Here is a 12,298-nt window from a genome sequence, read left to right as displayed (position 1 = left end):
CCGGGAGCATCGAACATGCGCGTGCTGGTTGCCGAGGACGAGAAAGGCTTGGCCGACATCATCGGCACCGGGCTGCGCAAGGCCCGAATGGCCGTGGACGTCGTCTATGACGGGGACGCGGCCCTGGAACGGGCGATGACCCATGAGTACGACGTGATCGTGCTCGATCGGGACTTACCCGAGATCCACGGTGACGAGGTCTGCCGGAGGCTGATGGAGGCGCAGGTCCCCGCACGGATCATCATGCTCACCGCCGCGGGTGACCTGTGGTCGAAGGTGGAGGGGCTGGGCCTGGGTTCCGACGACTACCTCGCCAAGCCCTTCGACTTTCCCGAGCTCGTCGCCCGGATCCGGGCCCTGGCACGGCGGGTACCGACCCGGCTCCAGCCGGTTCTGCAGATGGCGGGCATCACCCTGGACCCGGCCCACCACGAAGTGCACCGCAATGGCCGCTATGTGGCTCTGAGCCCCAAGGAGTTCACGGTGCTGGAAGTCTTCATGCGGTCAGGCGGAAGCGTGGTCAGTGTCGAGGATCTGCTGGAGAAGGCATGGGACGAGAACGTCGACTACTTCACCAACTCCGTGCGGGTAACAGTGGCGACGCTGCGCAAGAAGCTGGGACCGCCGCCGGTGATTCAGACCGTGATCGGAGCGGGTTACCGTCTCGTCGACCCTGGGCACGGAGCACCGTCAGGGTCCGGCTGACCGCCCTGTACGCCAGCCCGTTCCTCGTCCTGGCCGTCGTCATGCTGCTCGCGGTGAACCTGCTGCTCAGCAGCGCGCTCGGGGTGAGCGTCTCCGTCTCGGGCCGGGCACCTCAGGCCCCCGGGGCGCAGGGCGAAGTCGACCAGGAAGTGGTGTTCCAAGGCGACCTGCAGCTGCAGTATGAGGTGCTGAGGTACCAATGGGTCGCCACCGCGGTCATTATCGCTGCCCTGACGGTGGTCTCCGTGATCCTGGGCTGGTGGCTGGCCGGACGCGTCCTGCGCCCGATTCACAGCGTCACCTCCACGGCCCGCCGGCTGTCCCTGTCCAACCTCCATGAGCGGATCGCGATGCAGGGCCCCGACGATGAGCTCAAGGAACTCGCCGACACCTTCGATGACATGCTCGACCGGCTCGAGCGCTCGACCGATGCTCAGCGCCGGTTCGCCGCCAACGCCTCCCATGAGCTCAAGACACCCTTGGCGCTGGACCGGGCGCTACTGCAGGTGGCGTTCGGCGAACTCCCCGAGGAGCTGTTGGAGGCCCGGGATGAACTCCTCGCCTCCAACAGCCGCCAGCATCGGCTCATCGACGGACTCCTGATGCTGGCCGCGGCAGAACACACGCTGACCAACGCAGAACCCGTCGATCTGGCCGACCTGGCCCGGCGTGTCCTCTGCGAGCACCCCGGCGCGACGGCGGACCTGTCACCGGCCCTCACCTCCGGCGACCCCGTCCTGGTGGAGCGGTTGATCGCGAATCTCGTGGAGAACGCCGAGAAGTACAACGACCAGCGTAGGTTCATCGCCGTCCGGACCGGAACGGGCGAAGGAGGCGCGGTCGTCACCGTGGAGAACACCGGGCAGGAGATCGCCCACGAGGTGGTGCCATCGCTGTTCGAGCCGTTCCGGCGCCTCACCGGCGACCGTACCGAGTCGGTGTCCGGCGCGGGCCTCGGCCTGTCGATCGTGGCCGCCATCACACGCGTCCACGGAGGCACGATCGATGCCGTCCCCCGCACCGGCGGCGGCCTCGCCGTTACGGTACGACTCCCGGACAGGGGGTCAGCGTGAAAGCGCAGCCAAGGCTCTCAACGGGGCGGCCGCGGGTAAAGCACCGCAGCGACTCCACCCGTGTGATCAGTTGCCGCGCGGGGGCCTGAATCAGCTCGAGTTGGCCGGAACCGAGACTTTCGTTCCGTTGCTCGTCGCGCCCCGGAGGGATTCAGGGGTTGAGGAGGAAGCTGGTGACGGTGGTCGGGCGCAGTGGCCGCCAGCCCTCGATGAGCTTGGCGAGTTCGGCTTCGATGTCGACGGTGATGAACCCGAAGAAGTTGATGTTCTCGCGGTGGCCGGGCGCGATGAATGACAGCAGCTCGTCCCGGATCTCCCTGCCCTGGGATCGCAGCTCGGAGATCGCGACGCCGTAGTACTCGGTCGTCCAGGTGATCACGGCGTTGGTGAGCAGGGTCAGGCACCACGCCTGCTCGCTCTGGTCGGTGAAGTGCGGGCGGACGATCGTGCCCTACTGTGCGGGGTCGCGGCGCAGGGCGTGCGGGGTTCGCCGCATCCGCCCCCACTCCTTGAGCGCCGCCGCCAGGGTGTTCTGCCGGGAGGCCGCCGACCACTTCCCGACGATCAAAGAGGCGGTCGCCTCGCCGAACTTCAGCGACCCGCCCATCCGCAGCAGGTCGGGATAGCACTTGATGATCAGGTCTTCGTTCCACCGGTCGGCCAGGAGCGGCCCGGCGTGCCGGTATAGGGCCTTGGTGGAGCCAGGGGTGTCGACCCGCAACATCGTGATCTTGCCGAGGTCGCGGATCCGCGGGGTGGGGGCCTTGCCGACCAGGTCGAACAGCCCGAAGTTCACCAGGGTCGCGCCGTGGGTGTCGGTGGCGTGCTCGGTGATTGGCAGATCGGTCTGGTTCCCCAGGATCTCATCCAGGGTGAGGTGGCCCTCGCGAGTGGTGGGGACGATCGGCTGGGTGCCGTAGGTCGACAGGACCTGGCCAGCATGACGATCAACGAGGTTGAGAGGCGCTGTTATCGCAGGTCAGCAGCGGGTTCGTTGGATTTTCGGCGAGACTTGTGTGACCTCGTGATCGGCGGGGATCTGCGCGGGGTGCTCAGGACAGTTACTTGCGGGAATTCTCCATTCCCGCAAGTTAGCCTGACGCTGCTCGACACAACGGATCTTATTTTCTGATTTTGATTTTCTAGAAAATAGAAAATGCTAGAGTGCTTCTGTGAGCGGGGAAGCGGGCGTGGTGACGCCTTGTAAGCACTGTGGGACGCCGATTGAGCAGCGGGCGGGGCGGGGGCGGCCCAAGGCGTACTGTCCCGAGGGGGATTGTCAGGCGGCGGCCAAGCGGGAGCGGGAGTTGCGGCGGGCCACGCCGGGGCTTGAGGGGGCGTTGGCCAGGGCTGAGCAGTTGTATGAGCGGATGGAGACCGGGCTGGCGGCGGCTGTTGAGCCGTTGGCTCGGGCGTTGTCCCAGGAGCTCAGCCCTGCTGGGGTCGAGGCCAAGTTGAGTGCGGTTCAGGCTGAGGCGCACACGCGGGTGGCCATCGCGCGTACGGAGCGGGAACAGGCCTTTGAGCAGGTACGGCTGGCCCGCGAAGCCGTCGAGGAGGCGCAGCGGGAGACCGAGCGTATGCGGGGTCGGGTCGGCGAGGCCGAGGCGGAGCGGGATGCCGCGCTCGGTGATGCCGAGCAGGCCAGGGAGCAGGCGCTGGCGGCGTTGCGGGAGGCGGCCTCCACGGAACGGCAGGCCAACCAGCGGGCCGATGAGGCTGTACGGCAGGCCAAGGAGCTGGCGGACGGGGCGGCTCGGCGGGCAGAGGAAGTAGCCGAGGAAGCTGCTCGGCGGGTGGAGGCTGCTGAGCTGGCTCGGGAGGAACTGGCTGGGCGGGTTGAGGCGGCTCTTGGGCAGGTTTCGGTGGCGGAGGCGCGGGCCGTACACGCTGAGCAGGAAGCTGAGCGGGAACGGAGGAGTGCGGAGACGGCGGCGGTCGCGCGGCAGGAGGCTGAGCGGGGGCGGGAGGAAGCGGAGCGGGACGTCGCGGCGGCCGGGGCGCGGGCCGAGGCGGCGGTGCAGGAGCGGGAGCGGGCGGTCGCGCGGGCCGATGCCGCGGAGGACGGGCGGCGGACTGCTGCCGCGGAGCTCTCCAAGGCGGAGGCCGCCCGGGATGAGGCGCGGGTACGGCTGGCCGAGGCACAGGACGCCCGGGATGCGGCGCGGGCGGAGTTGAGCGAGGTCGAGGCTCGGGTGGCCGCCAGCGGTGGGCCTGAGCTGGACAAAGCGCGGGCCGAACTGGACGAAGCGCGGGCTGAGAAGGAGAGGCTCAGGGGAGAGTCGCTGGTGGATCGGGCTCGGCTGGAGGATCTGCGGGCCGAGTTGGAGACGGTCAGGGCGGAGGCGGCGCAGTTGCGGGAGCGGGCCGTCGTGGCGGAGCTAAAGGGCGGTGGGACTGAACGGTGACGAGCGCGGCCTGTCGGCGTCCTCCTCCCGAAGGCGGCCCCGGCCCCTCATCGTCGTCGCCTCATCGGAGCTGCGCCGGGAGATCCACGAGGGGTTTGCAGGTGGTGGAGAACTGGAATTCGGCAAAACACCGATCTGGTTTACGGCAGCGCCGCTACCCTGCCCGGCGGCGACAAGGAGCACCAGGAGGCCTCCATGCCGAGTCTGCACCTGCCGCGGTTTGGCCGGGCAGGAGAAGGCGACTGACGCCGGCAAACGGGGCCTGTCACCGACATGGAACGCCGCCTCGACTTCGGCCTGGCCGCCTGAGATGACTCATTTCTGCGAAGCATGTTGAGGGTCGAGAAGCTGGTGCTCTGGATCGGAGCTTTGGAATGATCGGCGACCGTCCAGAGCTGTGGCCTGGTGAAGGTCAGTTGGCGTGAGTGGGCCCGATGGCCCGCATGACGAGCGTGATGAGCCTGGTCAGGTAGGCGTCATCGGGCAGCGGGTAGTGCAGCGCCTGCCTTCGGTAGATGGGTGAGTGGAGGATGTCCAGCGCCACTTCGAGATCGGCGTCGGGGGCGAGTTCGCCGTTCTTTCGCGCCTTGGTCATGCGCTCCTCGAGCTGAGCGACTCGGTGGTTGATCAGCCGTTCGCGTAGCTGGTGGGCGAGGTGCGCATCCAGCTGGCTTTCGGCGAGCACGCCGGTGAAGGCCGGGCCGAGGCGCGGGTCGTGGAAGACGCCGAGGATGCCGCTGAGCCAGGCGTGCAGGTCGGCGGTCAGGTCGCCGGTGTCGGGGAACGTCTCCGGGATGGGCGCGGCCTCATCGACCGCTTCCAGGACGATCGCGCTTTTGGCCGGCCACCAGCGGTAGATGGTGGCCTTGCTGACGCCGGCGCGGGTGGCGATGGCGTCGACGGTCACCGCGGCGTATCCCCGCTCTACGCACAACTCCAGGGCCGCGGCCAGGGTCGCTTTGCGGCTTGCGTCCCGGCGGCGGTCTGGGTTCGGGGGTCTCGTCACGCCCACACTCTAAACGAAACGATTCGTTTTGACACTTCTCGGCATCCGATGCCATCCTGCAAAACGAAACGATTCGTTTAGAAGTCTGCCGTGTGGAGTGATATCGATGGACGCAACCCGGTACCAAGCAGCCGAGCGACTGCTCCGGCACAACCGAGCGACCCTGGTACGCGGCGACAAGATCAACCCGCGGTGGGACGGCGCCCGCTTCTGGTACACCGTGGACGCCCGCGATGGCAGGCGCTTCATTCTCGCCGATCCCGCCGCCGGATCCCGCGAGCCCGCCTTCGACCATGACCGCCTGGCGGTCGCGCTGGCGGCCGCCACCGGGCAGGAGGTGAACCCGGGCGCGCTGCCGTTCTCCGCCATCGTACTGAGCCAGGACGCGGTCGAATTCTTCGCCTTCGGCTCCTTCTGGAGCTGCCGCCTGGACACCTACACCTGTACGCCGGCGGCCCAGGCCACCCTCCACGGCCCCGGTTTCCTCGAAGTGCCCTCGCCGGACGGCAAGCTGGTGGCGTTCCTGCGCGGTCACGACCTGTGGGCGCGGTCGGTGGCCGACGGCCGGGAGTGGCCCCTGACGACCGACGGCCGGGAGGATGAGGAGTATGGCGCCACGCCGTTCGCCCCCTCGGTGCTGCCGAACAAGCTGGGGTTGCGCAGCCACCTGCCGCCCGCCCTCGCCTGGTCGCCCGACTCGACGCGCGTGCTGACGCACCGCACCGACCAGCGCGCGGTCCGCCGTACCCAGATCATGGAGGAGCTGCCGGCCGACGGCGGCGTCCCGCGGCCGATCACCCAGCGCTTCGCCTACCCCGGTGACGCCCACATGTCGCAGGGGGAGTTCGTGGTGATCGACGCGGCGACCCGCCACGTCGTCAAGGCCCGCACCGCCCCGGAACCCATGCCGCTGCAGTCGCCGATCGCCTCCGGCTGGGCCTGGTGGGCCGAAGACGGCTCGGCCGTGTACTACCTGAGCCAGCCCCGCGACCTGCGTTCCCTGCACCTGAACCGGCTCGACCCGGCGACCGGGGACGTACGCAGGGTGCTGAGCGAGAGCGGCTCGACCCGCGTCGAGCCGAACCAGACGGGGGCGGAGCCGATCATCGCTGTCCTGTCCGGCGGATCACAGGTGCTGTGGTACTCCCAGCGCGACGGCTGGGGCCACCTCTACCTGTACGACGCGCACACCGGCACACCCATCCGGCAGGTCACCTCGGGCGCCTGGGCGGTGCAGCGCATCCTGCGCGTCGACGAACCGGCAGGCGTGCTCTACTTCACCGCCGCCGGCCTGGTCGCCGAGGACCCCTACCGCCATTCCGTGTGCCGGATCCATCTCGACGGCACCGGCTTCGCCCGTATCACCGACGACGACCTGCACCATGTCGTCACCCTCGCCCCTGGCAAGGACTGCTTCATCGACTCCGCCTCCACGGTCGAACTGCCCGCGGTGACCACCGTGCGCGGATGGGACGGCCGGGTGCTGGTCGAACTGGAGCGGGCCGACATCACCCGGCTGCTCGCGACCGGCTGGACCCCTCCGCAACGCTTCCGGGCCACCGCCGCCGACGGCGTCACCGACGTCTACGGGGTCATCTACCGGCCCCACGACTTCGACCCCGGCCGCCGATACCCGGTCATCGACCACGTCTACCCCGGCCCGCAGACCACCCGCGTCTCGCCCGCCTTCCACCCGGGGATCCTCGGCCAGGAAGCCGAGGTCCTGGCCGCGCTCGGCTTCGTCGTGGTCGCCATCGACGGGCGGGGAACCCCCGGCCGGGACAAGGCCTTCCATGACGCCTCCTACGGCAACCAGGCGGCCGCGGGCGGCATCGACGACCACGTCGCCGCCCTGCGGCAACTGGCCGCCACCCGCCCCTGGATGGACCTCGACCGCGTGGGCGTCACCGGCCACTCCGGCGGCGGATTCGCCACCGTCCGCGCCATGCTCGCCTTCCCCGACGTCTACAAGGTCGGCGTCGCCGAGTCTGGCAACCACGACACCCGCCTGTTCCACCTGCAGTTCGCCGAAGCCTACGACGGCCCGGACCCGGCCGCCTGGGCCCGTTCATCGAACGTGGAACTGGCCGACCGGCTCGACGGCAAGCTCCTGCTCATCCACGGCGGCGTGGACGACATCGTCCACGCCCACCATTCGCTACGGCTCGCCGAACGCCTCATCGCCGCCGACAAGGACGTCGAACTCCTCATCGTCCCCGGCGCCGAGCACTTCTTCATCGGCTACGAACATCACGTCAACCGGCGTAAGTGGGACTTCCTCCTGCGCAACCTCATGGGAGTCGAACCGCCGCGGCACCGCCTCACACCGGTCGCACCCAGCATGGACCTCATCGTCAGCCTGTTCAGCTGACTGCGTACCGGGCAACCTCTGCACCATCCTCGCCGGCAGCGCCTTCTGCGCACCGAGACGGGGTCGCCGACCAGCCGAACCGCGCCAACGCCGGGGTCCGTTCGAAATCCCTCCTACGCGCACTGGTCCAGGACCGCCTGATCACCGAGGACAGTTACCGAAGGCCTGTCGAGAGGCCTTGTCCGCCGGCATGGCGGCGCCGTGCATCAGGCCGTCCACGATAAAGGTCAGGCCGGCCTCGAACGCCGACTCGTGGTCGATCACTGGCATGTCCGCCGGTGGATCCGAGTCGGTGTCCGCCTGCTCCTCCAGGACGCTGCCGACCGTGAAACGGCCGGCGGCCAGCATCGCCATCTGGGCGTCCCGCTCAGGCACCCCGGAGGCGATCAGGAAGTCCATCTTGTGGCGGATCCGGTCGAGGTCGCCGGCGGGGGTGCTGCCCGCGTGGAGGCGTGCGCCGTCCCGGCGTATCAGCAGGGTACGCCGGAAGCTTCGCGTGTTGTCCAGGAACCAGTCGCGCCAGTCGTCGTCGGGTGCCGGCAGCGGCGCGGCCGCATGCGGTGCCATCGCCGCTTCCGCCATGGCGGCCAGGAGGTCCTTCTTGGTGCGGAAGTACCAGTAGAGGGAGGGCTGTTCGACGCCGAGCCGCTTCGCCAGCCGCCGCGTGCTGACCGTGTCCAGCCCGACCTCGTCGAGCAGGTCGAGTGCTTCGGAGACGACGATCTCGCGGTTCACCTTGGTCACGTTGACAAATCTATCACTGATAGGTGACTCTGCAGGGGAATCATTCACTGATAGATTTTGGGGTGACGGGCATGGCGAACGGATCGGGAGCGCACCCCCTGAGGGTCCTGGTCGCCGGCGGCGGGATAGCGGGTCAGGCGCTGGCTTTCTGGCTCACGCGGGGCGGCCACCGGGTGACCGTCGCCGAACGCTTTCCGGCGCTGCGGGCCAACGGGGCGCAGGTCGACCTTCGGGGGCGGGGCATCGAGGCCATCGAGCGGATGGGGCTGCTTGACGCCGTCCGCGGCAAGCTGGTGGACGAGAGGGGTGTCGCCTTCGTCGACGCGCGCGGCAGGGCCAAGGCGACGATCATGGCCAACACCTCCGGCCAGGGCCGGCAGACCCTCACCTCCGAGTACGAGATCATGCGCGGTGACCTGGTACGCATCCTGCACGACGCGTCGAAGGACGACACCGAGTACGTCTTCGGCGTGAGCGTGGACGGCTTCGAGCAGGACGAACAAAAGGTCATCGCGCACTTCTCCGACGGGTCCTCCGGCGAGTTCGACCTCCTGGTCGGCGCGGACGGGCAGGGATCGCGCATCCGGCAGGCGATCCTGCCCGCGGGCTCCGACCCGTACTGGCGGCTCGGCATGCACATGGCCTACTGGTTCATCCCGCGCACGGCGTCCGACGGCGACATCCGCGACACCTACATGGTCCCGGGTGGCCGTCAGATCATGCGCCGCAGCCACAACCCGGCCGAGACCCAGGTGTACTTCGTGATGAGGGAGGAGTCCAAGGAGGCCTCGGCGGTCCACCGGGAACCCGTCGAGCGCCAGCGGGAGTTCTGGGCGAGCAGGTTCCGCGACGCCGGCTGGCAGACCGAGCGCTTCGTCGACGGCATGCGGACGAGCCCCTTCTTCTACTCCCAGGAGATCGTCCAGGTCCGTACCGACACGTGGTCCGAGGGCCGCGTGGTCCTGGCCGGCGACGCCGCCCACTGCGCCTCCCCTTACAGCGGCATGGGCGTATCCGGCGGCCTGGTGGGCGCCTACGTCCTGGCCGGCGAGATCAACCGGCATCCGGGCGACCTGCCGGCCGCACTGGCGAACTACGACAACGTGCTGCGGCCCTTCGCCGACGCGATTCAGGGCGAGGTGAACCCGCGTCTCCTGCGCCTGGGCATGCCGATGACGCAGCGTGCGATCGACGCCTTCCAGGCCGCCACCGCACTGGCCTGCTTCCTGCGCGTTCCCGATCTCGTCGCGCGCTTGTCGAAGGAGGACCGCGGCGGCGGCTGGCAGCTCCCCGAGAACCCGGTGCCGATCAGCGCTCGGGTCAGAGGGTGGTGAGTGCGGTGCGCTGGGCCGGGGTGAGGCGGTCCGGGCGGGTGGTGACGGAGTAGGCGCCGGTGGCGGCATGCAGCACGGTCAGCGGGTCGGCGATGGCCGGGCGTTGGACGAGGGCGTTCAGGCCGTCGGCGACGCGTTCGCGGGGGAGTGCCAGCGCGGTGGCGAGCTCGTCCACCGTGAGCGGCCGGGCGGCGTGGACCAGGGCGGCGAGTACCGTCAGCGCGTTGTGCACGGCCGGTTCCGTCAGGACGGTGCTGGACATCTCCTCGCTGATCCAGGTGAAGAACCTGCCCATACGGGCCAGCCGGACTCCGGCCGCCGTGTCGGCGCCCAGGATCTCGATGCCGTCGCGCGTCGCCTCCGCGACCTTGTCGTGGGCGCGCGTGTCAGCCGTCCAGGCGCGTAGCCAGGAGTCCTCGTGGACGATGTAGCGTTCGCGGCGGCCGCCGGGGTCGGGTTCGCGGCCGACCAGTCCCAGGGGGTGGAGGTAGGCGATCGCCTTGGAGACCGACGCGGGACTGACCCGCAGGCGCGCCGCCAGCTCGGCGGCGGTCAGGCTGCCGGACTCCGTGGTGAGCAGACAGACGAAGACCCGGGACGGCATGCGGGGCAGGCCGGTCCCGGACATCAGCGCGGCGAGCCGTTCCGCGAAGTCGTGGGTCACGGTCGGTGACACCGTCCGGTACGGCCGGCGCCGCCCCGCCCGCCGCCCGGTGGCCTGCTGGGCGTGGTCGGCCAGGTAGCCGCCGGGCCCGCCGTTGCGCGCGACCTCGCGGCTGACGGTCGAGGTCGGCCGGCCGAGCCGTCGGGCGATCTCGGCGTATCCGAGGCCTTCGGCGACGCAGGCGGCGATCTGCCGGCGTTCGTCGTGGGTCAGCCTGCCTCCGGGCATCGGTGCGCCTCCTGGGTGCGTTCGTCGACAAGCCATTGCAACACTCGTTGCGTTTCCCGTCAATACCATTGCAATTATCAGGGTAAAAGCTGCACTTTCGTTGACGCAATGTGAAACGCAACGTAGCCTTTCCGCGATTCGAAAGGGGTGCGACGAGCATGCACATCATGGCGATTTCCACGATCAGCGACGAGCGGGGATTCTGGGACACGCTCAAGCGGGCGCACGGCCGGCTGCCCTCGGGCGCGCGGTGGCTGGTGGCGGTGGCGAGCACCGACGGGACCAAGGCGGTCAACGTCATCGTCCACGACTCGATCGACAGCGTGAAGGCCGTCCTCGACGGCCCCCACGCCACGACGGAGTACTTCGAGGCCGACGGCGCCAACGCGGTCGGGCTGCCCGGATGACCCCGGAGCGGCTGCTGGAGATCCTCGGCGAGTTCCAGACCCCGAGCGCCGCGGTCGGCATTCTGCACAACGGTGAGATCACCGAGTTCGCCGCCGGGGTCAGGCATGTCGTGACACGGGAGCCCGCGACGCCCGGCACCATCTACCAGTGCGGCTCCCTGACGAAGACCTGGACCGCGCTGGCCTTCATGCAACTCGTCGACGAGGGCAGGGCCGCCCTGGACGAGCCGGTGCGGAGCTATCTGCCCGAGTTCGCGGTCGCCGATCCGGAGGTCAGCGCCGCGGTCACGCCGCGTCATCTGCTGAACCACACCAACGGCATCGAGGAGTCCTTCGGCGATCCCGGTGAAGGCGACGATGTCTATGAGCGCATGATCCGCAACATCGCCGGGGCGCCGCAGGTGCACCCGCTGGCGTACACCCATGGATACAGCGCGGCCCTCGGCTACGCGGTGCTCGCGCGCATCATGGAAGTCGCCGACGGGCGGCGGTGGGACGACATCATGAAATATCGGCTCTTTGAGCCGATGGGGTTGAGCAGTACGAGCAGCCGGCGTGAGCACGTGGACCGGACACGGGCGGCCACGGGGCACGTCGTCCGCTCACCGGAGGAAGGGCCGATCGTCTCGCCGGTGGACTACCTGCCGCGCTCCTTCGGCCCCGGAGGCAACCTCAGCTCGACGGTCGGGGAGGTGCTCGCGCTGGCCCAAGTCCTGCTCAACGGCGGCACGGCGGCCGACGGCACGAGGATCGTCTCGGCCGCGAGCCTCCAGGAGATGATGCGGTCACGCGTGCCGGTGCCTGATCCGTACCTGTTCGGACCGGAGTGGGGACTCGGGCTCATCGTGTGCGACTGGCACGGCGAGATCGTCTACGCCCACGACGGCAGCACCATCGGCCAGAACGCCCGGCTGCGCGTCCTGCCGGACTCGAACCTCGCCATCACGATGCTGACCAACGGCGGGCCGCGCGACGGCCTGTACCGGAAGGTGTTCAACGAGATCCTGGCCGAACTCGGCGCGGTCACGATCCCCGCCCTCCCGGCGCCCGTTCCGGATCTCAAGCTTGATCTTTCGCGGTACGACGGCGTCTACGAGCGACCGGACGTCCGCTACGAGGTGAAGGCGGAGGACGAGAAGTTGTTCATGACCCTCTTCCTCAACCCGATGGAGGCCGCCTTCCTCGGCAAACCGGACCGCCTGACCCACGAACTGCTGCCGGTGAGCGAGACGCACTTCCTGATGCCCACCGAGGAGGACACCCAGACCGTCGCGATCTACGACTTCAAGGACGGTGCGGCCCAGTACCTTCACACCAACTGCCGCGTGACGCCCAGACGCCAGGCATAAGGTTCGGGA

10 protein-coding genes and 1 pseudogene are annotated in these 12,298 nt (G+C 69.0%); 7 read left to right on the top strand and 4 right to left on the bottom strand.

The features are described from left to right. Positions 1-15 precede the first annotated feature (15 nt). Positions 16-705 carry a response regulator transcription factor gene (locus ACIBHY_RS49965; RefSeq protein ID WP_397310492.1) on the top strand — a complete coding sequence of 230 codons (690 nt, stop codon included), beginning with the start codon at positions 16-18 and terminating at the stop codon, positions 703-705. A gap of 53 nt (positions 706-758) precedes the next feature. Further along, positions 759-1,778, top strand: coding sequence for a sensor histidine kinase (locus ACIBHY_RS49960; RefSeq protein WP_397310491.1), 1,020 nt, complete (start codon positions 759-761; stop codon positions 1,776-1,778). A 151-nt stretch (positions 1,779-1,929) separates the two neighbouring features. On the opposite strand, the pseudogene ACIBHY_RS49955 reads toward ACIBHY_RS49960, so the two are convergent. Continuing rightward, positions 1,930-2,706: pseudogene (locus ACIBHY_RS49955) on the bottom strand (Tn3 family transposase). Between the two features lie 244 nt (positions 2,707-2,950). Here ACIBHY_RS49955 and ACIBHY_RS49950 point away from each other — a divergent pair. After that, entirely contained in the window at positions 2,951-4,186 is a 1,236-nt protein-coding gene (locus tag ACIBHY_RS49950; protein ID WP_397310489.1) for a hypothetical protein, read from the top strand. Positions 4,187-4,598: 412 nt separating this feature from the next. Here the strand turns inward: ACIBHY_RS49950 and ACIBHY_RS49945 are convergent, their stop codons facing one another. After that, positions 4,599-5,192: a TetR/AcrR family transcriptional regulator gene (locus ACIBHY_RS49945; protein ID WP_397310488.1), complete on the bottom strand. Its 594-nt coding sequence runs from the start codon at positions 5,190-5,192 to the stop codon at positions 4,599-4,601. A 106-nt stretch (positions 5,193-5,298) separates the two neighbouring features. Between ACIBHY_RS49945 and ACIBHY_RS49940 the strand changes: the two genes are divergently transcribed. Beyond that, positions 5,299-7,563 (top strand): DPP IV N-terminal domain-containing protein, encoded by a 2,265-nt coding sequence (locus ACIBHY_RS49940; RefSeq protein WP_397310487.1) that lies wholly within the window; start codon positions 5,299-5,301, stop codon positions 7,561-7,563. 141 nt (positions 7,564-7,704) lie between these two features. On the opposite strand, the gene ACIBHY_RS49935 is transcribed toward ACIBHY_RS49940, so the two are convergent. Next, on the bottom strand, positions 7,705-8,307 hold the full coding sequence (locus tag ACIBHY_RS49935) for a TetR/AcrR family transcriptional regulator C-terminal domain-containing protein (protein ID WP_397310486.1): 603 nt from the start codon (positions 8,305-8,307) through the stop codon (positions 7,705-7,707). A 71-nt stretch (positions 8,308-8,378) separates the two neighbouring features. Here ACIBHY_RS49935 and ACIBHY_RS49930 point away from each other — a divergent pair, with 71 nt between their 5' ends. Next, on the top strand, positions 8,379-9,641 hold the full coding sequence (locus ACIBHY_RS49930; RefSeq protein WP_397310485.1) for an FAD-dependent monooxygenase: 1,263 nt from the start codon (positions 8,379-8,381) through the stop codon (positions 9,639-9,641). On the opposite strand, the gene ACIBHY_RS49925 is transcribed toward ACIBHY_RS49930, so the two are convergent. Next, positions 9,628-10,533: a MarR family transcriptional regulator gene (locus tag ACIBHY_RS49925; protein ID WP_397310484.1), complete on the bottom strand. Its 906-nt coding sequence runs from the start codon at positions 10,531-10,533 to the stop codon at positions 9,628-9,630. The two genes, ACIBHY_RS49930 and ACIBHY_RS49925, sit on opposite strands and share 14 nt — an antisense overlap. A gap of 167 nt (positions 10,534-10,700) precedes the next feature. Between ACIBHY_RS49925 and ACIBHY_RS49920 the strand changes: the two genes are divergently transcribed. Both ACIBHY_RS49920 and ACIBHY_RS49915 read left to right on the top strand, forming a co-directional pair. Then, positions 10,701-10,940, top strand: a complete 240-nt coding sequence (locus ACIBHY_RS49920) for a hypothetical protein (RefSeq protein ID WP_397310483.1) — start codon at positions 10,701-10,703, stop codon at positions 10,938-10,940. After that, on the top strand, positions 10,937-12,289 hold the full coding sequence (locus ACIBHY_RS49915; protein WP_397310482.1) for a serine hydrolase domain-containing protein: 1,353 nt from the start codon (positions 10,937-10,939) through the stop codon (positions 12,287-12,289). Before ACIBHY_RS49920 ends, ACIBHY_RS49915 begins: the two co-directional genes overlap by 4 nt. The last annotated feature ends 9 nt before the right edge of the window (positions 12,290-12,298 follow it).

The sequence above is a fragment of the Nonomuraea sp. NPDC050547 genome (genome assembly GCF_044457345.1).
Lineage (GTDB): Bacteria > Actinomycetota > Actinomycetes > Streptosporangiales > Streptosporangiaceae > Nonomuraea.
The sequence above is the reverse complement of the archived record's forward strand: the minus strand, read 5'-3'. Positions and strand labels throughout refer to the sequence as shown.

Bases quoted from the DNA above. Each gene is read 5' to 3' on its own strand.
- ACIBHY_RS49965 (WP_397310492.1), top strand. From the start codon at position 16: ATGCGCGTGCTGGTTGCCGAGGACGAGAAAGGCTTGGCCGACATCATC.
- ACIBHY_RS49940 (WP_397310487.1), top strand. From the start codon at position 5,299: ATGGACGCAACCCGGTACCAAGCAGCCGAGCGACTGCTCCGGCACAAC.
- ACIBHY_RS49930 (WP_397310485.1), top strand. From the start codon at position 8,379: ATGGCGAACGGATCGGGAGCGCACCCCCTGAGGGTCCTGGTCGCCGGC.
- ACIBHY_RS49925 (WP_397310484.1), bottom strand. From the start codon at position 10,533: ATGCCCGGAGGCAGGCTGACCCACGACGAACGCCGGCAGATCGCCGCC.
- ACIBHY_RS49920 (WP_397310483.1), top strand. From the start codon at position 10,701: ATGGCGATTTCCACGATCAGCGACGAGCGGGGATTCTGGGACACGCTC.
- ACIBHY_RS49915 (WP_397310482.1), top strand. From the start codon at position 10,937: ATGACCCCGGAGCGGCTGCTGGAGATCCTCGGCGAGTTCCAGACCCCG.